The sequence below is a fragment of the Fusobacterium sp. genome, assembly GCF_032477075.1.
Classification (GTDB): domain Bacteria; phylum Fusobacteriota; class Fusobacteriia; order Fusobacteriales; family Fusobacteriaceae; genus Fusobacterium_A.
In genome coordinates this window covers 1-20,938 of sequence record NZ_JAWDXO010000039.1, presented here as the reverse complement: position 1 = coordinate 20,938, position 20,938 = coordinate 1, and the positions used below count along the sequence as shown (strand labels likewise).

Here is a 20,938-nt window from a genome sequence, read left to right as displayed (position 1 = left end):
TATATAGCTAATAAATCACAATTAGTCAATAGGCAAATTTAAATTTATTTTAAAAAGTCTCTTTCATATATTCCAAACATTTTTATAAATTTGAATTTTTAAAAAATATGATTTAATATTTTTCTATATATTGAGTTTATATATTTTTTCAATATTTACTGCTTAAAATTGACTTTTGTTCATAAGTTCATGTATAATATATAAAACAAGTATTATACTTATATATTCTTTTCAGGAGGGAAAATGGAAAAGTTTCAAACAAAATTAGATGGTTTTACTATAAGATTTGCAACTGAGGAAGAATGTCCTCTTATTTTAAAATTTATAAAAGAGCTTGCTGATTATGAAAACCTTTTAAATGAAGTAGTAGCAACTGAGGAAATATTAAAAGAATCTATATTTATAAATAAAAAAGCTCAGGTAGTTTTTGGAGAACTTAATGGAGAACCTGTAAGTTTTGCACTTTTCTTTAATAATTTTTCTACTTTTTTAGGAAGAGCAGGAGTATATCTTGAAGACCTTTATGTCAAACCTGAATACAGAAATAAAGGAATAGGAAAAATTATGCTTTCTTTTTTAGGCAAAATAGCAAAAGATAATAACTATGGAAGAGTAGAGTGGTGGTGTCTTGACTGGAATAAATCATCTATTGAATTTTATAAAAAAATGGGAGCCATTCCTATGGATGAATGGACAGTATTCAGAGTTACAGGAGAAAATTTAAATAAACTGGCAGGAGAATTTTAATGGAAATCAAAACAGCAGAAGAATTGATGAAGGCAAGATATAACGCCTATGTTACTGGAGATATACAATTTATCAGAAGTACTCATGATCCTGAAAATATGAATGGTATAGATTGGACTGAATGTGAAAAATGGTCTAAAGAATCAGAATGGATGGGACTTGAAATTATAAATACTGACAAAGGAACTGAAAATGATGATGAAGGAATAGTTGAATTTAAAGCTACATATAAGGAAAATGGAAAAACTGTAATTCATCATGAAAAAAGTTACTTTGTAAAAAAGAATGATAAATGGTATTATCAAAAATGGCTTCCTTTACAGGGAACTATTATAAATGAAAATAAAACAGGTCGAAATGATCCTTGTCCTTGTGGAAGTGGAAAAAAATATAAAAAGTGCTGTGGAAAATAAAGTTATATGATAACATCTAGGGAAGATTTATAAAACATATAACTTTAATTAGGAGGAAATCAAAATGAAAAAAACAATATTAGGTATGTTCTGTCTTTTATCTGCAGTTTCTTTTGCTGGTGATTTTGATAGAGAAGAACATATATTAGCTGGTGAAATTTATAAAAATTTTCCTGTTCTTGAAGCTGGTAAAAAAATTATTATAAAAGAAATTGATGTAGATATTGAAGATGACAAAGCTGTTGAAGTAGATGTTGAATTTGCTGTTGGTTCAGAGGTAAATATTGAAAACTATGATGCCTATGCAAAACAAATCTGTGAAGAAATAAATAAAAATATTAAAACTGTACTAGGAGATGAATTTAAACTTATAAGACTTGAGTTAGATACTTCTGGTATCAAAAATGACAAAAAAATATACAGATATTAATTCTTTTTTGGACTTATATAATAAACAAAAGGGGTAAGATATGAAAAAAATTGTATCACTTATTTTTTTGTTTCTTTCAGCTGCAAGTTTTTCTGAAAGGATGGTAATAAACCCTAAACTTTACATAGATTCTGGTATTATTTTTATTAGTGGAGAGGAAAGCGCTTATACTGGAACTCTTGTAAATAAAGATGATGAAGGACATCTGTTGAGTTCATTAGATTATAAAAATGGCAGACTAAATGGAAAAGCTGTTTTTTATTATCCATCTGGCTGTGTAGAATATTTAGCTGAATTTATAGATGAAAAACCTTTATGTATAACCTTATATTATACCAATGGAAATATATATCAAAGAAGATATATAGATCAAAGTAATAATGAAATCTTAGAAGAATACTATCTTAATGGAGAAAAAGCTAAAGAATATACATCAAAAGATAAAAATATACTTTGGAATAATATTTATTATTCCAGTGGTAAAATAAAGAAAGATGAATTTACTGATCCAGAGTTTGAAATAGCTGAATAAAATTAAAGAAGCTGATATTTTTTAAATCAGCTTCTTTTTTAATAATCATCTTTTTTCCCTCACTATTCTTGAGTTTATTATTGGAAGAATTTCACATATATGAAGTCCTGTATCCTTCCTTACTTTTGAGACATCTGGATATAATATTACATTATCCCCTTCTTTTATTAATTCATCTGCTTCTATAAATGTATTGTCCATAGTTATTAATAATATTTTATACAGTTTTCCATTTACTAGACAATAACTTTTTTCATTTGCTTTAAAAAAACCTTCTCCATACCCGATTTTTATCTTTGCTGCATAGCTAAAATCATTTTCAGATAAAGTTGTTTTTAAATTATAAGCCAGATACTTCGATTTACTTACATCTCTTACTCCTGCTATTTTTCCTTCTAATCTAAATACCTGCTTTAAACTTTCATGAAAAAATCCCTCTTCCTGCAGACCATAAATATATATTCCAGGTCTGAGATGTGTCATCATTTCACAACTTCCAAATAATAATATTCCCACACTATTCTGCATATGAACCATTTTAAATCTGTCTTTACCTAAATATTTCACTATTTCTGTAAATTTTTCTACAAGTTCTGCACCTTCTTCATATTCTACAGCATAAAGATGGGAATATATACCTTTAAAAAATAACTTCTTTTCTTCTATATATTTCTTTAAATTTTCAATATCTTCTTGAACTATTCCATTTCTTCCAAAACCAAAATCTATTTTTAATTGTATATTAGCTGGAGAAATTCCATTTTCTATAAATTCTTTTAATTCTGGAAAAGTGTTAGCAGATACTTCGATAGATGTATTGTTTTTTATAATATCAAAAAATTCTGTTCCAATACTTTCAAATACAAGTATTCTGCTGTCTGTAATTTTTTTATTCTCCAGTATTTTTTCGGCTTCATTTAAACGAGCCACAGCAAATTCTCTATATCCATTATCATAAAGCATTTCTGATACCATTCTTATATCATGACCATAGGCATTGGCTTTTAATACTGAAAGTATTTTCTTTCCATATTTATTTTCTAAATATTTTATATTATGAATGAGATTTTCTTCTGAAATCAACATTTTTATAGAATTATCTGCCATTTTAAATACCATGCTTTGCTTTTAATTTATCTATAGTCCCATCTGCCATCATCTCTTTTAATACTTTATCAAATTTATCTTTCAATTCTACATCCTCTATATTAAATGCCATGGCTTTATTCTCCCCTTCTACTGTCACTACAGTTTTTAAGTCTGGATTATTTTCAAGATATTTTTTAGCTACAGTTGCATCTAACAGCATAGAATCTATTTTCCCAGCTTTTAAAGCAAATAAAGCTGCTGTATGCCCTGAAAATGGTACTATTACCGCCCCTGGAACTTTTTTCACTATATCTTCTTCTGTAGTTCCCAGTTCTATTCCAAATCTCTTATTTTCTAAATCTTCCAAAGCAGTCATTGAACTAGTTTTTAAAGCTATATAGCACATAGCTGGTGAAATATATGGAGTAGAAAAATTAATAAATTTTTTTCTTTCTTCGCTTACACTCATACCTGCTATTACAATATCTACCTTTCTCGTTTGCAGTGCTGAAATCAATCCATCAAAATTCATATTCATCCATTTATACTGAAATCCTATTCTTTTAGAAAATTCTTCCATAATATCTGGGTCTAAGCCAACTATCTTATCATTTTCCAGATATTCAAATGGTGGATACTCTGCATTTGTTCCAATCACATAAACTTTTTCTGCAGTTTTTGCCTCTTTTTCTTTTCCGCATCCTGCAAATATTACAACCATCAGCACAGTTAATAAAGCTAAAACCTTTTTCATAAATCTTCCTCCTTAATTTTTTCTATAAAAAAAACACCAGTCCAAAAAAGACTGATGTTGATTACAAATAAAGACATCTTAATCTATAAAATATTTAGATAAAAAATGCTAATTAACCCACAAACTTTCTTTAAGGAACATATAATTACTATTTATTTTTAATCTGTTCCTTAATCTCCTTAGCATTTTGTCACCCTCCTATAAAATAATTTTCTCAATTATATTCCTATCTCCTGCTAAAGTCAATAATTTTTTCAGGATATTTTTTTCTTTTTTTAATCTTTTGAATACATTTTCACTTTTTTAGATTAGAATCATTCAGCTAATATTTTTATTCCTTTACTTTCCAGTTTAAATTTTGATTTTGTAGTTCAACCATTTTATAGTATGCTCCTTTTTTCTTTAATAAGTTTTCTGGAGTATTCTGTTCTAATATTTTTCCATCTTTTAATATTATTATCTTGTCTGCTGATGCTACTGTTCTCATACGATGTGCTATAAGCAATACAGTTTTATCCTTTATTAATCTGCCTAGAGCAGACTGTATCAAAGTTTCATTTTCTACATCTAAAGAAGCAGTTGCTTCATCTAATAAAATGAGAGGTGCATCTTTTAATAAAGCTCTTGCTATTGATAATCTTTGTCTTTCTCCTCCAGAAAGTGTCAAACCATTTTCTCCTATTACAGTATTATACCCCTGTGGAAATCTTTTTATAAACTCATCACATTGTGCTGCTTTAGCTGCATTATAAACTTCTTCATCTGCAGCATTTCTTTTCCCTATTCTTATATTCTCAAGTATAGTATCATTAAATAATACTACATCCTGAAAAACTATAGAAAATTTTTCAAGAAGTGCTTCTGGGTCTACAGTGCTTATATCAATACCACCTAAAGTTATTTTTCCCTTTGTCACATCCCAGAATCTGGCTGCCAGTTTAACTGCTGTACTTTTTCCTCCACCTGATTCTCCAGCTAATACAGTTATTTTTCCCTGTTCTGCTGTAAAGGAAATTCCATTTAGTACTTTTTCTCCACTGTTATATGCAAATTCTACTTTATCAAATACAATATCATAGTTATCAACAAAAAATTCCTTTGTTCCTTCCTGTATTTTCTGTTCATTCATTTCCTTCATTCTCTTTATAGTCAGCAAAGAATTAAATATATCTCCAATTTGAATCAAGACTACAGATAAGGGATCATACAGCCTTGATATTGTAAAAAGATACATCAAATATATTAAAAAATCTATCTCACCTTTTAAAAATAATTTTATTCCTACAAGTGTTACTACTGCAAATCCTAATCTCAATATTCCCTGAGCAGAAACTATCAAAGTTCCAGTTGTTAGTTCAGATAATAATGATGCCTTTATAATTTTAAAAAAACCTGTATCTAAATCCTCTAAATATTTATTTTCCATATTATATGATTTTATTTCCCTGATATTTTCAAGGTATTCCTGTACTTTATCTGAAGCTTCCAGCTTAGCTTCTATCTTTTTCTGCCCCATTCTGTCCTGTATAAATTTACTTCCTGTTGTTATTAATATAGCTATTGGAAAAACAAAAAGTGCACTTAATGCCATTTTCCAATTAACAGTAAATAATCCGATTCCTATTAAAGTTATTGAAATTAAGCTTCCAAAAAGCTGTGGAACAGAGTGTGAAAATGTATGCTCAAGCTCTGTACAGTCTCCCATAATTGTAATTGTTAATTCAGAAAGATCTTTCTTTCCAAAAAATGACAGAGGAAGTTTACGAAGTTTTTCAGCTAATGCTACCCTTCTATCAGCACTCTCTGAATATGCTGAAAAATATGTCCTATCATATTGAATTCTGTGTGTAACAAATATAATAATTAAAAATAATATTGAATACCCCATATAAACTAAAAGGTTTATTTTATAAGAACCATTTTTTTCTATATATTTCATTAAATCCTTTATTGTTAAAAGCAGTAATCCTGCTGGAAGTATCAGACTTATATTTGCTGCTGCACTGCTTACTATTCCTTTTTTTGAATCCTTTTCTCCTTGATCGCTGAGGGCAAATATTTCTTTAAGCATCTTTTTCACTTCCCTTTCTAATATTTCATTTTACAGAAGTTTGATAATTCTTCCACATTTCTGCATATGTTCCTTTTATTTCTACCAGAGTCCTATGATTACCTTTTTCAGCCACTTTTCCCTCTTTTAGAACTAATATCTGGTCTGCATTTTTTATTGTAGAAAGTCTGTGGGCTATCATTACTACTGTTTTATTTTTTGTAAGGAATTCTAAAGCTCCCTGTATTTTATTCTCATTTTCTGGATCTGCAAAGGCTGTTGCTTCATCTAGTATTATTATTGGTGAATCTTTTAGTATAGCACTGGCTATAGCTATTCTCTGCATTTCTCCTCCAGAAAGGTATACTCCCTTTTCTCCAATTACTGTTTCTATCCCATCAGGAAATTTTTTTATTATTTCTTCACATTGAGCAGCTTTTACAGCTTCCATTACTTTCTCTAAAGAAGCTTCTGGTTTTGAAATACGAATATTTTCCAAAATACTTCTTTTAAATAAATGTATATCCTGAAATACAAAAGACACCATCTTCATTAATTCTGATATCTCTATCTCTTTAATATCAACTCCACCTATGAGAATTTTCCCCTCATCAATATCCCAAAATCGTGGTATCAAAGCTGCTGTTGTTGTCTTCCCACTTCCTGATTCTCCTACTAATGCTGTTGTTGTTCCCTGAGGAATAAAAAAACTTACCTCATCTACAGCAGGGTTTTCCTTCCCTTTATATGTAAAAGATACATCACAGAATTCTATAGTATAGTTCTCTGGTAATTTTGCTTTTTCTGGTCTTTCCAGTTTCTTTTCTTCCAGCAAAGAAGCTATTCTTTTTACAGATTCATCAGCTACAGATTTTGCTTCTCCTATATACATTATTTTATTTATCATCATTGAACATAAAGGAATAAAAAGAATATAAAATATGAAATTCTGTAAAAATTTCAAAGGATTATATGAACTTTTTATTAATATTATTCCAGCAGGTATCAATAATACAAAAGTTCCATTAACTACAGCTATAAAAGAAGTCATTGGATTTTTAAATTCCTGACAGAATTTTATTACAAATTTTTTATATTCCATTATAGTGTCATAAAAACTTTTAAAAGAATAAACAGTCTGTTGAAATACCTTTACTACTGGAATTCCCCGCACATATTCCACTGCTTCATTATTCATTTTTTCTAAAGAATCCTGATACTGTTTTATATATTTTACTGATTCTCCTGTTATTGATTTAAACTGTATAAAAAATCCTATTCCCAAAGGTATCAGACAGATTATTCCCAATCTCCAATCAAATATCAGTAATATTATTGGCATTGCCACAAAAGTTGTTAACGCTCCTGTTAAATCTGGAAGAAGATGTGCTATAAAACTCTCTGTCATTTTAGAATTTTCATCTATTATTTTTCTTAATTTTCCACTTGGGTTATCAATAAAATATCCTAAAGGGAGTTCAGACATATGTCTTAATGCTTTAGATTTCATATTAAACGCAGTATAGAAAGCTGCTATATGAGTGCACATAAGAGCTGCAAAATATACAGCAAATCCTCCTACTGCTGTAAGTACTGCCCATTGTCCATACTTTATTACTTCTTCTGCATTTATTTTTGATATATCTGTAATTCCTTTCAATACTTCCTGTACAACTTTCCAAAGCAATACAAAAGGACACATCATAATTAATGCATTTATCCCTGACAATATACATCCTGTAATCAACAAACATTTATGTCTTCCCACAAAATACATTATCCCTATTTTTTCTTCTTTGAACATATGTATACCTCTTTCTTTTTTTGATAATTCATTGTATTTTATTTTAAAATATCTTTCTACTCTAAAAAGTTTCACATGCTCCAAAAAGACAATTATTTTTTTCTGCTTCCAGATACTTTTTTCTCAATAGATTGTATTATCTAAATTATTTTGTCAGTTTTAAAAATGAATAATGATTTCTTAAATTTTATAATATAAAAAAAAGAACTATCTGGTTACGACAGATAGTTCTCTCTGGGATTCTCCCTTTTGCATATAATTGTTAATTTAATTATATCCTAATTTATCAAAAAAATCAAGAAGGATATTTATATCCTAATCCTGTTATCCCTTCTCCTTTACTCTCATTATTCTTTGCTTTTTTATGAGAATTATATATAGTAAGTTTCTTTTACATCAAACAAAACTCCATTTTTTAATTCAAGAACATATTCTGCATTAAGTTCTATAGTATATCTATTCCATAATAATCACTATTTATAATATTTCATCTCCAGAAATTTTATCTTTATATAAATAATATTGTTTTGGAATTCTATGACTTGAAAATAAAAGCGGAGATAATGAATATGCATAACTCCCTGCATTAGTAATCTCAATGATATCTCCTATTTGAGTGTGATTTACTTCTGCATTTTCACGAATAACATCCAGTGCTGTACAAAGATTTCCAACAATATTAACTCTTTCTTTTTCAGTTGACTCATTTAATACCTGAACAGCAAATTCATCCTGACATGTATAGAGAGGTTCATAACCTGTAAGAATTTCTCCAGCAGTTTTATAAATCAGATTTGCTATAGAGGGCCGCATGAATCCGTTCATTGCATTTTCCACAATTAAATATTTCTGACCTAAAGATTCCTTTATATCTATAATATGTGTATAATATCTCCCTGCATTGCAAGTGATAAAACGCCCTGTTTCAATTAAAAGCCTTGCATTTAACACAGCACGATTTTCTTCTGCAATTTCAGAAATCATATTGTTGAGTTTTTCTAAATCTACAGGGGTATCTTGTGTTTCTCTATATAAAGCTCCTATTCCGCTTCCGAAATTAATAAATTCTATATTAACATTTTTTATAGAATGAATCTTTTTGGCAAGTTCAAAACAATTCTTATAATATCTCCCCAATATTTGAAAATCTAATATTTGTGACTGAATATGGATATGAAAACCAGCAACTTTAATGTTTGAATATTCTGCTAAAATATCTTCTCCCTCTAAAAGCTGCTCTATATCAATTCCAAATTTGCTGGAAGTTCCACATTCATTCTGCATAGAAAAATTAGGATTCACACGAATTCCTATCTTTACAATTTCCTTATGTCTAGCTGCTATTACATTGATATGTTTAATCTCTGATATACTGTCAGCAATAATTGTACATTTTCCATAGCACATTTCAATATCTTTCTCAGTTTTTCCTGGTGCAGAGTAAAATATATTCTCAGGTGCTATTCCATTATCAAGAGAAAGAAACACTTCTCCAGCAGAAGCAGCATCTGCTCCAAACCCTTCTTTTGAAATATTTTGAATTATATGTGAAAATGGATTAGTTTTAATGGAATATAGAAATTCAAAATCAGAGAGCTCAGTTTTTAGTTTTTGACATTGACCTGCAATCTGTTCTCCATTATAAATGTAACATGGAACATGCTCCTTTAAAAAAGCTAATAAATTCATTTCCCCTCCTAAAACTGCTGACTCTTAATCATTGAGCTAATCATAACTATCCTATAGTGTAATATTCCCATTTATTCTGAATAGTTCCATTGATACTTTTTCAAATCTACATGAGTTTTATTTTTTAAAACAATACCTTCCTTCTGTAATAGGAAACCCTGTGACCCCCACCTAGGAACGAGCCGTCCTGCATGATTGACTACTCTATGACAGGGATATTCTCCATAATATTTTGCCATACTGAGAACTTTTCCCACAAGTCTTGAATTTTTATCTCTGCCAATTAATTTTGCAATCTGTCCATAAGTAGCAACACGACCTTCTGGAATTTCATCTACTACAGAAAGTATCTCATATATTAAATCTTCCTCCATAATATATCTCACTCCTCTATAATAATCTAAACTTTACAAATTATAATTTTTTCTCAATAAATAACCTACCATCAAATTTATCTAAAGTATTCCTAATCTTTTTACAATAATATCATTATACCACAATCTCAATTTAAAATCTCGCCATATTCGGATATGATATTTAACTTTTTATCTTCCAATATACTATACATGAGATTTTGAATAAATACTTCTAATTATTTTTTCTATATTCAGATGGAGAATATCCAACTACTTTCTTAAATACAGATGCAAATTTACTTGGATTGTCATATCCCATTTTTCCTGATATTTCAGCTATTGTTTTATCTGTTTCTCTAAGCATAGAGGCAGCTTTATATATACGATATTCCCTTCTCCATTCAGAAATAGACTTTCCATAGACACCTTTGAAACATTTTTTCAAAGAAGTTATCCCTATATCATGCTCTTGAGCCAGTTCCTGAAGTGTTATATTTTTTTCTAAATCTTCTGTTAAATGTTCTTTTATATGTTTTACTTTTTCCACTTGATTTTTAGGAAAATATGGAGATAATAAATTACTTTTTTCAATTGGAACTATGGTAAAAAAAAGTAAAAGTTCCAGCACCTTTATTTTAAAATACCCCTTTTGTATTCTCTCATCTACATTATATAATTCGTGAAATATATGTTCTATTTCATCTGTTGCCCTTATTATAAAGTAATCTTTATTCAAAAATACTCTTTCTTTTATTTTATTTAAATCTATATTTATTCCTTCCATGATTCCTTTTAGAAATTTTTCTGCTGTTTCAATATCTATTAATACTTCTATTCCCTCATAATATCCTAAAGGAAATCCAGAAGTTACTCTTTGAATCTTGCAGCTGTTTACTTCCAAATCTCCCTCACCAAGATATATGTATGAATCATCCTGCACTTTACATTCAAATCTCCCTTTTCTGCAATGGTTTATTTCTATAATATCTCTGGAAATATTTTCAGGTTCAAAGCAATAAAATGTATTAAAATTATTATATATAATATCTATTCCAGGAAATACATGATGACATATGATTTCTCCTTCTCCATCTAAACATTTCACTTTATATACAATTTTATCTTCAGTTTTTTTTACTATTTTCAAATTCTCTTTATATAAATTATTTTTTTCTATTATAGATTCCATTCTTTTCCCCTCTCCATAAAATATTATTTTATATTTATACTTATATCATATTAATTTTGCTTTTCAAAATATTTTTATTTTAAATTTTTTATATTGACATAAAATTAATTTAGTATTATCATTTATACAGATATGAATAAAAGGAGTTAATCATGGTTAAGAAAAGATTATTATTTATTTCAGGATTTATTTCTCTGGCTTTAGGAATAGTAGGCATTATACTCCCATTACTTCCTACTACCCCATTTTTACTGCTCAGTGCCTATTGTTTTAGCCAATCTTCTGAGAAGTTTCATAATTATATTTTGAACAACAAAGTTTTTGGGCAATATATCAGGGATTATAATGAAAAAAAGGGAATAACATTAAAAAACAAAGTAACTGCCATTTTCCTTCTAATTTTAAGTATAGGATTCTCAATGTACAAATTGGACCATCTTCATATAAGAATAATGCTTGCAGTAGTATTTACAGGAGTGAGTTTTCATATTCTGAAACTTAAAACATTAAGATAAAAAACAGATAACCCATTAAACACAAATATAACTTTAGAACTTTTTCAGTATAAATATTTATTATTAATTTTGTTCTTAAAACTAAAAACAGTAAGCTTATTACATTTAAGCTCACTGTTTTTTATGTTTTACTTATTCTGTTAATCATATAAATTTTCTAATTTCTAAAATTTATCTTAACTTTTGAGCTTACAGTAATAAGAAGTTAGTTTTAACTGCTATAATTATTGAGATATATCAGTAAAACTCTTGTAATCCTTATCTGCTTTATTTTTCTACTTTTAAAAGCTCATCATAAAATTCTAATACCAATTCAAAAATTCTTGGAGATCCTCTTAATATTTTGTTAGAATCTACAATAAAAATATTGCCTTTCTGTCCTGCTTTTATCTCTTTTATAGCAGGGTTACTGTTTTTTATATCATCAACTGACTTTATACTCATAGCACCTGCTAAAAAATCTGGATTTTCTTTTAAAAGAAATTCCTGTGATATTATTGGTCTTTCTCCAATAAGACTGTTAGTTATATTTTCTACTCCAAGAAGTTCAAGAACTTCTCCTGGCAAAGTCTTACTGTTGAATCCCATCATTGGTGATACAGAATACAGAACAGTTCCTTTCAAACCTAGAGGTTTATTTTTTACCTTTTCTTTTAAATCTTCTAATTTAGCTACACTATCATTATAGAGTTTTTTACTTTCCTCTTTTTTTCCAAGTATTTCCCCATAGGCATTTATATTATCCAATATCTCCTGTATATTTCCAGCTTCATTTATAAGATATGGTATTTTCAAACTTTTTAAGTTTTCTCCTGTCTTAACTGACATTCCATTTAATATGACTAAGTCTGGAGTATAAGATAATATCTTCTCAAGACTTGGTTTTGATATGTTTCCTACACTTTCTAAATCTTTTGTTTTTTCTTCAGGATATATTTTACTCATTGCAGTTTTTCCTATTGCAGCTATTTTATCTTCTCCATTTAATAGATAGATAGTTTCTACTACTGCTGGGTCTAATATAATCAATTTATTATATTCTTTAATCTCTACACTATTTCCATAGTTATCTTTTATGAGATTGTTTTCTATTTTTAAAGCAAGCATTTCTCGGCTTGATATCAGCATTAAGGCTGCTACCATTAATTTTTTTATCATTTATTCCCTCCTTTTGATCTGGGAATTATGTAAGGAATATCATTTTCTGTATAGAAAATACTGCATTCCAATTCATATATTTCCTTTAAATTAGCAGCTGTAAATGTTTCCTTTGGACTTCCTTTACAGTATACTTTTCCATTTTTCATCATAACTATCTCATCACAAAACATAGCTGCAAGATTAAGATCATGAAGAACTGCAACTGCTGTTATTCCTTTTTCAGTTATTGTTTCCTTCACTTTTTCCATAAGATCTATCGCATGGTTCAAGTCAAGAGCAGAAGTAGGTTCATCTAAAAGTATTATTTCTGTCTCCTGAGTTAGTGCTCTTGCTAAAAGAACTCTCTGAAATTCTCCCCCTGAAAGAGTAATTGCTTTTCTTTTTAAAAAACTTTCCAGCTCCAGCTGACATATACATCTATGTGCTGCTTCCTTATCTCTCTGACTATATCCATCCCAGCTATTCTGTAAATGTGGAAGCCTTCCCATTAAAACAAAATCTTCTACATCCATAGCAGACAAAAGCTGTGATTTTTGTGGAACTAATGAAATACATTTTGCTTTTTCTTTTTGTGTATAATCTTTGCTGTCTTTATTTAATATCTTTATATTTCCTGAATCATTTTTTAAGTATCCAAGAATATTTTTCAGCAATGTGGACTTTCCACAACCATTGGGACCAAGTATTCCTGTCAGTTTTTTTGATTTAATATCTAAATCTATTTCTTTTAATATCTGTTTATTTCCATAAGAGAAATCTAATTTTTCTACTTTTATTACATCCATTAAAAATCTCTCCTTTTATTTCTTAAAGCTAAATATAAAAAGAATGGTGCTCCAAAAAATGCTGTTATTACTCCAATTGGTACTTCCACTGGTGCTAATACTATCCTTCCAAATGTATCACATATGAGAAGGAAAAATCCTCCTGCCAGTATAGTGCTTGGAAGCATTTTTGTATTAGAGGGTCCCACAACCATTCTTATAGTATGTGGTATTATAAGACCTACAAATCCTATCATTCCTGAAAAAGCCACTGAAAAAGCTACTATCAGTGCAGATACTGTTAAAATTTTAATTTTCAGCCGATTTACATCTACTCCCAGTGAGTGTGCTTCCTCATCTCCTGATAATAAAGCATCTAATTGATTCCTTTTTGAATAAAAATAACAAACTGAAAATATCAGTGGTATTAATATAAAAATAACTCTTTTCCAAGTGGCATTTCCTAAATACCCCATCATCCACATAGTTATTTTAAAAGAATCCTCCCCTATCATGTACATAGCAAAAGAAGTAAAAGCTCCAAGAAATGAAGAAACTGCTATTCCTACTATAAGGAGAGTAGCTACATTTACTTTATTCCCTTTCTTAGCCATTTTAAAAATCATCAAAGTACTCATCAGACATGTAATAAAAGCAATAATCCCATACATAAAGTCTGGCATGCCAAATACAAAAGCTATAACTGCTCCAAAAGTTGCACTTGCTGCTATTCCTATGATATATGGGTCTGCCAATGGATTTTGAAATACTGTCTGTACAACTGCTCCACTTGACGAAAGCATCATTCCTATAAGAACTGCCATAGCTATTCTAGGAAGTCTTAAATTAAATATTATTATTCTCATATATTCTGGAGCTTTCTCTGGGTTAAATATATATTCCAGAGGAATAGGAACACTTCCTAAAGGTATAGAAAGTATTCCTACTATAAAAATTCCTATTGTCAGCACTATAGGTAAAACTTTTTCCATTTTTATTTCCTCTCATATTTCTTTTATTTTATAGACTGTATCTGAATCCTACATAATAATTTCTTTCAGATGCAGGGTCATATGTAAATACTCCTGTTGATTCTGTGTAATCTACATCTTCATAATATTTTTTATCAAATACATTATTTATTCCAGCATGTATACTTAAACCAAAGTCAAAATTATAGTTTGCTCTGATATTTGTCACTACATGAGAATTCTTTTTCCCACCTAGATTTTTATTATTCAGATAAACATCATCTATGTATACGACTTCTCCCCCTGCATTAAACTTATTAGTAAAAGCATAATTTGCTCCTATATTAAATTTATTTTTAGGTACATTAGCCACTCTGTTTCCAGATACATCTACACCTTTTACTTCTCCGTCTTTAATTTTTGCATTGATATAAGCATAAGATTGAGATAAAGTAAGCTTGTCTAAGTATTGTTCTGCTTTAAGTTCAAATCCTATTCTCTCTGTTTTCCCTAGATTGTAGTTATCAATAATCATACTTGAACTTCCCATTGACCCAGAAGTCTCACTAGTTATTTCATCTTTAGTGATTGTATAGAATACTGAAGCATTCAAACTTGTAAATCCTATGTAATCTGATACTCCAATTTCAAAATTGTCATATTTTTCTGATTTAAGATCATTCAAATAATATCCCATTGCATTTCTGTTTGTTAACAGAGCTGGAGGAGGTGATGTAAATCCTCTTTCATATCTGATGTAAGTTTTTCCTGTATCTGAATACAGGTAATTAGCTGATACTTCATATGCAAAGTTGTCTTCATCTGTAGTTGTATCTATTCCCGGTCCAGTTGAACTTCTTCTTTTTACTTTGTAATCTGCTCTCTCATATCTTACACCTTGAGCAAATTCAAAATTCCCCCATACATAGTTATTCATTACAAATCCACTTATTGTTTCTTTAGTTAAGTCATTTACAGTGAGTACATTACTCATCATTGGAGGCATATTCATCAGACTTTTTCTCTTGGCTTCATTATCAATATATTCCAATCCGAATATTACTGAACTTCCTTCTCCATATGCATATCTCAATTTAGATTTTATTCCATTCTTTTTATCTCTGAATAAAGCATCTTGTGTCATCCAAAGTTTCATTGGTCCCATTGCCCCTTGATAACTTCTACTTTTTATTTTCATTTCTGTTTCCTGTGAAAATAAAACTAAATTTAAATCAAGATTTTCAGTTAATTTATTGTTATAAGTCAAAACATATTCATCTTTATCTGTTTTTGTTTTATTATGCTCTCCATCTACAAGTCCAGATTGTTTTCTGTCATCCTCTACCTGAGCTCTTGTCAGCAGATCAGGATATGTTTCATCAGCTTTATATTTTGAATATTTAAATCCTATATTCTGTGTATCTGATATTCTGTATCTGATATCCCCTTGGAAATAATCAGAATCTGACTTATCATAATCTCTGTAACCTTCTCTGTCATTCTTTGTATATGTAAGATTTACATCAAAATTTCCAAAGCTCTCTCCTACTGTCACATTAGTTTTATTGCTTCCATATTCTCCATGATCAAATCCTACTGCTGCTGTTCTTCCAGCTCCTCCTTTAGTGATAATATTTACAACTCCTCCAGAAGTTCCACTTCCATAAAGAACTGAACCTCCACCAGGAAGAACCTCTATTCTTTCAATATTATCTACAGCTATTGTATTAATAGGAGTGGCTGTCATTGATGTATCCAGAGAGTTCATCTGTACTCCGTCTACAAGTATCTGTACATTCTGTTTAGCTTTATCTCCCTGTCCTCTCAAGTCAATTATTGAGTCTTTCCCCTGTTTTACAATATTGATACTTGGAATATCATTCAGTATCTGGTCTACTGTCTGATAATTTCTCTCTTTAATCTCTTTAGATGTCACTACAGTTGGATTACTAGCTGTTTTCCTCATTTCAGTTTCAAATCCTGTTGTAGAATAGACAACACTCTTCCCTAAATCAACACTTTGTTCTCCATATGCTGTTACTGCTAATACTGCCCAAAGCAAAGCTGTTTTTTTATTCATTTTGCAATCTCCTTTTAGATGTTTTATATATTTTTAACTTTTAAAAAGTTTTTCCAGAACATAGATGATTACATCACTAGAAAGATTATTTCCCCAGAATACTCCATCTTTTGTCAGAATATAACTTTCATCATCTTCTTTTAACAAACCTTTTTCCTCATATTCTTTCATTTTTTCTTTAAAGAATTTCAGCTCATCTTCTTTTAAAATATCTTTCAATGCTTCTTTTGATATTACTGGAAACTGCATTATCCCAGATAATTTTGAAAATCTTTCATGATAATCAGTCTGCTGAGAATAAAAAGACATCTCTTTATTCATTCTGTAAACTCCGATTCCATGTACTGATCCTCCTGCTCCCACTCCAATAGGGAAAGTATCTCCTCCTGTATTTCTCACTTTTATATATTTATAGTCATCTCCACCATTTCTTGCTATTTTTGTAAGTTCAAGAATATGATATTGATTTCCTCTCAACATTTCATCTACAAAATGCTGATACAGAAGATAATCTTTTTTCATATCCTCTTCCATTTTCACTTTTTCAGCTTCTATATCTTTAGATAATTTAGAACCTTCATGAACCATCAGTGAATAGAAACTTGCACTGCTTATTTCTAACTCCTTTACTATCCTTGCATCTTCAATTACTTCTTCTAAAGTTTCATCAGGAAAATTATAGATAATATCTACACATACATCTCCCTTAAAAAATCCTTTCAGTTTTTTTAATTTTTCTATAGCTTCTTCTTTTCTATAAGTTCTGTTATAGAATTCTCTTCCTCTGTTTGAAAATGTCTGAATTCCCACGCTTAATCTGTTCACTCCGTATTTCATCATAACTTCTAATTTTTCCTCAGTCAGATTATGCAGAGTTGTTTCAAAGGTAAACTCATAATCTTTTGCCAATACAACATTTCTCTTTATACTTTCAAGTATTACCTCAAGCTGTTGTGGTTTATATACAGTTGGTGTTCCTCCTCCAAAAAAGATTACATCAAAAATACTTTTTTTAAAATATTCTGTTTTCCCATATTTATCAAATTCATCAGCTAAATATTGTGCATATGAATCTAAGCTTCCATCTATCTGCTTTCTATTAAGGTTACAAAATGAACATATTTTATCACAATATGGTGTATGTACATAAATTGCCTTTCTTCTTTTGTCTGGAACCTCTCTCAGCATAGCTTCAAAAATTTCTTTATCCGCTTTCTTTCCAGAAACATATTTGCTAATCAAACTATTGCTATCATGATGAGATTTCAGTCTTTTATCAAATAGCATTAAATTTTTTGTCATTCTTTCCTCCTGAATTTCACACTTTAAAACTACATTTCCTTATTAAAATAATACTTTATTTCAATAAAAAAATTTTTCATACCTGAGGTTATATTAATATTTATTTTTTTTATTGTCAAGAGCAAAAAATCATAAAAACTAAATTAAAGTGTTTAAAATATTTTGTAAATAAAAATTTTAAAAACAATTATAATCTATAAGATTAAAAAATAGAAAATACAAATAAATATAGTTACGAAAAATATTTTTTTACAAATAAAAAAATCATCATAACATTTTTTTAATGTATGATGACAGAGTTATTATATATCTATATCACTTATATTTGAATTTTTTCATTGTTGTAAAAGTCTATATAATCTTTTAGTATTTCAATTGTTGTTTCTACTACAACAGTAATAGGTAGTGAAAATTACTTGCAGTTACAAAATAATATAAGAATAAAATTCAATGCTGATACAGCAATAGTATTGAAGAAGATTGAAAAAATGAAAATCCAGTTATATATCTAGGATTTTGTATAATAGAATACTTTATGATATAAAAAAATGTACAGTTCATAAGAAAAGAAATAATTCAGTAACTAGAGAACCTATGAAAATCTATCCAAAGAAAACAGTAAAGTTCAGAGCATCAAAAAGTATCTGAATAGTTCACTAAGGGACTTAGAATCATAAAGGTTCTTTTTTATGGATAAAGGCGAACTTCAATTTAATTGATTATACTCTATAAAATTAAAAAAATAAAGATAAAATATTCTGTAAAAAAGCCATCCTAAAAAATGACTCCTTAAAAATAGAGCTCTTTATTCCTATAGATGTTCGCCTTTATCCATATAAGAGAACAGTTGCTATTTTTACAGTATTTAAGAGTATTATTGCTTCTAAAAATCACAGCAAATAAAAAGCCTTAAATATCAATGGGGAGGGAAATATGATAGAACAGCTTATGAAAACAGTAAAAAGAGGGAACAAAAAAAGAAGTTTAAACATAACAATAGGAGCAGTAGTGGGATTTTTGTTGTCATGTATATCAGTGATGGGGGCTGATAATAATTATTTGTATATAAAAAATGATGGGAATGGAATAAAATTTAGTATTGACAGCAGTAAATTCGGCGAAAGCAATCCATATATTGAAAACACTTGGAATGTAAGTACTAAAACTTATATAAATAATATAACCTTATCTGGAACAAATAATCTTTCTGCCTCAAGAGGTTATGGATTAAGATTAGAAGGAAATCTTGGAAAATTAAATTTAATAAATAATGGAAATATGACAGGTACTGGTAGTGGTTCTAGTTATGGAATATATTTGGAGAGATATAAGCAATAGTGGAAGTATAACTGGAACTGGTAGTGATACTGATTATGGAATAGTTTTATGGAGGAATTCAGTAATAAAAAGAGATATAAACAATAGTGGAAGTATAATAAGTGGTGGTGCTGGCATATATTTAGATAAGTCAATAATAGAGAGATGTATAAGCAATAGTGGAAGTATAACTGGAACTGGTGGTGGTTATGGTTATGGAATATGTTTAGGTAATAATTCAATAATAAAGGGAGATATAAATAATTTAGGGATTATATTTGGAACTACTAATGCTGTAAAAAATGATAGTAGAACTACAACTTTGGTAAATAACTATGGAGTACTTGCAACAAAAGGAGAGTCAGCTATAAGTGATAGTGATGTAACATCAACAAATTATGGAATATATATTGAAGATGGAAAAGTAAGTATAGATTCCACACAAAATCTTACTGATCCAATAACAATGGGTATTGATGAAAATGGAAATGAAATAAAAAGAACAATGACTATAAAAAATGCTGTCATAGAAGCTGGAGGAATATCAACAAAAAGTTTTACATTCACAACAGCAGGAGAAAATTATGATAATTCAATATTAAATGGAAAAGATAAAACATTAATAGTTTCAGGAACAGATAATGAAATAAATGGTTCTGTAATAAATGCCTATGGAACAGCAGTAGAATTTGCTGCAGCTGGAGGAGATCTTACACTGTCAGGAACAATAGTAAATGGTGAAATAGATAATACAGTAACAGAAAGTGGTAATGGAAATACATTGATACTTCAATCAGGAACTGTTATTTATACAGATAATAATACTGGAACTCAAAATACCATAATCAATGGAAATATAAATATGGGAGCTAAAAATGACATTCTTACAGTAAGAAAGGGAACAATAATCAATGGAAATATAAATATGGGAAATAATGATGATAACCTTACAATAGAAACAGGAAGTATAATCAATGGAACTCTTGATGGGGGCGATGGAGATGATACTCTTAATTTTAATTCACCAGTAACAAGAACCTCAGATAATGATGAAATAAATATTCTTCATAATATTTCTGACTTTGAAAACATGAATATAAATACAAATGTAACCCTATTTGAAACAACTGTTGACAGCAATGGAAATTCTACAGGTTTAAAAGTTACAGATGCAGAAAATATAACATTAGGAGCAGGTGGAGTACTTACTTTAAGAATAGATTCAGCTAATAAGACAGACAACAAGATTGTAGGTCATGCACTCTATGGAAATAATGGAGTAGTATCTTCAACTGATGGAGGAAAACTATTACTTGCACTTAATGGAGCAGGAAATGACAGCATAATAAGTTTTGGAGGTACTAAGTTAGACAGCAGTTTAGTAACAGGAAATGAAGTAGCATCTAAGGAAGATATAACTTTTGATACTACTTCAAAATTTCATACTCTTGAAAAGCTAAATGCAAATGAAGTAAAAGTTGCTGTCAGATGGAATATTCCTGAAATACTTAAATATGAGCATCTCAATAAAATATATCATGGAATACTTTCAGTAGATGGATTGGAAAATTTTAATGTAGATAATAATGAAAAATTGTCATTATTCTTAGGATATTTAAATGATATCTATGCAGGAAATCCATATTCATATTCAAGTGAACTTTCAAGAAAGTCAATGGGAATGTTTAGAGATATAGTTACAGAAAATATTTTCAGACCTGAAACAAATAAGTGGATGATATATGGAGGACTTACACATATAGATGGAGGAACTA

Annotated in this window: 18 protein-coding genes and 1 pseudogene; 7 read left to right on the top strand and 12 right to left on the bottom strand. The window is 29.0% G+C overall.

Going from position 1 to position 20,938, the window contains the following annotated elements; translation table 11 throughout:
• Window positions 1-243 precede the first annotated feature (243 nt).
• The 4 genes from E6771_RS13375 (at window position 244) to E6771_RS13360 (ending at window position 2,122) form a co-directional block, all read left to right on the top strand.
• A complete protein-coding gene (locus E6771_RS13375) occupies window positions 244-747 on the top strand; it encodes a GNAT family N-acetyltransferase (protein ID WP_316091841.1) in 504 nt (167 codons plus the stop codon).
• Window positions 747-1,160: a YchJ family metal-binding protein gene (locus E6771_RS13370; protein ID WP_316091840.1), complete on the top strand. Its 414-nt coding sequence runs from the start codon at window positions 747-749 to the stop codon at window positions 1,158-1,160. Before E6771_RS13375 ends, E6771_RS13370 begins: the two co-directional genes overlap by 1 nt.
• A 64-nt stretch (window positions 1,161-1,224) precedes the next feature.
• Entirely contained in the window at window positions 1,225-1,590 is a 366-nt protein-coding gene (locus tag E6771_RS13365; RefSeq protein WP_316091839.1) for a hypothetical protein, read from the top strand.
• Between the two features lie 40 nt (window positions 1,591-1,630).
• Window positions 1,631-2,122 carry a hypothetical protein gene (locus tag E6771_RS13360; protein ID WP_316091838.1) on the top strand — a complete coding sequence of 164 codons (492 nt, stop codon included), beginning with the start codon at window positions 1,631-1,633 and terminating at the stop codon, window positions 2,120-2,122.
• 45 nt (window positions 2,123-2,167) lie between these two features.
• On the opposite strand, the gene E6771_RS13355 is transcribed toward E6771_RS13360, so the two are convergent.
• From E6771_RS13355 to E6771_RS13325, 7 genes are all read right to left on the bottom strand, one after another.
• The gene (locus tag E6771_RS13355; RefSeq protein ID WP_316091837.1) at window positions 2,168-3,241 is read right to left on the bottom strand and encodes an alanine racemase; all 1,074 of its coding nucleotides are present in this window, start codon (window positions 3,239-3,241) and stop codon (window positions 2,168-2,170) included.
• Window positions 3,231-3,965, bottom strand: a complete 735-nt coding sequence (locus E6771_RS13350; protein ID WP_316091836.1) for a transporter substrate-binding domain-containing protein — start codon at window positions 3,963-3,965, stop codon at window positions 3,231-3,233. Before E6771_RS13350 ends, E6771_RS13355 begins: the two co-directional genes overlap by 11 nt.
• Before the next feature lie 331 nt (window positions 3,966-4,296).
• Window positions 4,297-6,036 (bottom strand): ABC transporter ATP-binding protein, encoded by a 1,740-nt coding sequence (locus E6771_RS13345; RefSeq protein ID WP_316091835.1) that lies wholly within the window; start codon window positions 6,034-6,036, stop codon window positions 4,297-4,299.
• Between the two features lie 25 nt (window positions 6,037-6,061).
• Complete coding sequence (locus E6771_RS13340) at window positions 6,062-7,894, bottom strand: ABC transporter ATP-binding protein (protein WP_316091834.1); 1,833 nt, start codon at window positions 7,892-7,894, stop codon at window positions 6,062-6,064.
• 402 nt (window positions 7,895-8,296) lie between these two features.
• Window positions 8,297-9,508: a pyridoxal-dependent decarboxylase gene (locus E6771_RS13335; RefSeq protein ID WP_316091833.1), complete on the bottom strand. Its 1,212-nt coding sequence runs from the start codon at window positions 9,506-9,508 to the stop codon at window positions 8,297-8,299.
• Window positions 9,509-9,579: 71 nt separating this feature from the next.
• Complete coding sequence (locus E6771_RS13330) at window positions 9,580-9,882, bottom strand: MGMT family protein (RefSeq protein WP_316091832.1); 303 nt, start codon at window positions 9,880-9,882, stop codon at window positions 9,580-9,582.
• Between the two features lie 214 nt (window positions 9,883-10,096).
• A complete protein-coding gene (locus E6771_RS13325; RefSeq protein ID WP_316091831.1) occupies window positions 10,097-11,053 on the bottom strand; it encodes an AraC family transcriptional regulator in 957 nt (318 codons plus the stop codon).
• A gap of 152 nt (window positions 11,054-11,205) precedes the next feature.
• Here E6771_RS13325 and E6771_RS13320 point away from each other — a divergent pair, with 152 nt between their 5' ends.
• Window positions 11,206-11,568 (top strand): YbaN family protein, encoded by a 363-nt coding sequence (locus E6771_RS13320; protein ID WP_316091830.1) that lies wholly within the window; start codon window positions 11,206-11,208, stop codon window positions 11,566-11,568.
• A 267-nt stretch (window positions 11,569-11,835) separates the two neighbouring features.
• Here E6771_RS13320 and E6771_RS13315 read toward each other — a convergent pair whose 3' ends face one another.
• From E6771_RS13315 to E6771_RS13295, 5 genes are read right to left on the bottom strand one after another with little or no spacing between them, the layout of a single operon-like run.
• A complete protein-coding gene (locus E6771_RS13315) occupies window positions 11,836-12,726 on the bottom strand; it encodes an ABC transporter substrate-binding protein (RefSeq protein ID WP_316091829.1) in 891 nt (296 codons plus the stop codon).
• Window positions 12,723-13,514 carry an ABC transporter ATP-binding protein gene (locus E6771_RS13310; protein ID WP_316091828.1) on the bottom strand — a complete coding sequence of 264 codons (792 nt, stop codon included), beginning with the start codon at window positions 13,512-13,514 and terminating at the stop codon, window positions 12,723-12,725. The genes E6771_RS13315 and E6771_RS13310 overlap by 4 nt, the downstream gene beginning before the upstream one ends.
• A complete protein-coding gene (locus tag E6771_RS13305) occupies window positions 13,514-14,485 on the bottom strand; it encodes an iron ABC transporter permease (RefSeq protein ID WP_316091827.1) in 972 nt (323 codons plus the stop codon). The genes E6771_RS13310 and E6771_RS13305 overlap by 1 nt, the downstream gene beginning before the upstream one ends.
• A gap of 28 nt (window positions 14,486-14,513) precedes the next feature.
• On the bottom strand, window positions 14,514-16,544 hold the full coding sequence (locus E6771_RS13300) for a TonB-dependent receptor (protein WP_316091826.1): 2,031 nt from the start codon (window positions 16,542-16,544) through the stop codon (window positions 14,514-14,516).
• Between the two features lie 33 nt (window positions 16,545-16,577).
• The gene (locus E6771_RS13295) at window positions 16,578-17,846 is read right to left on the bottom strand and encodes a radical SAM protein (protein ID WP_316091825.1); all 1,269 of its coding nucleotides are present in this window, start codon (window positions 17,844-17,846) and stop codon (window positions 16,578-16,580) included.
• A gap of 933 nt (window positions 17,847-18,779) precedes the next feature.
• Between E6771_RS13295 and E6771_RS13290 the strand changes: the two genes are divergently transcribed.
• Entirely contained in the window at window positions 18,780-19,184 is a 405-nt protein-coding gene (locus tag E6771_RS13290; protein ID WP_316091824.1) for a hypothetical protein, read from the top strand.
• A pseudogene (locus E6771_RS13285) lies at window positions 19,153-20,938 on the top strand (autotransporter domain-containing protein); the annotation flags it as partial. The gene E6771_RS13290 and the pseudogene E6771_RS13285, both read left to right, overlap by 32 nt.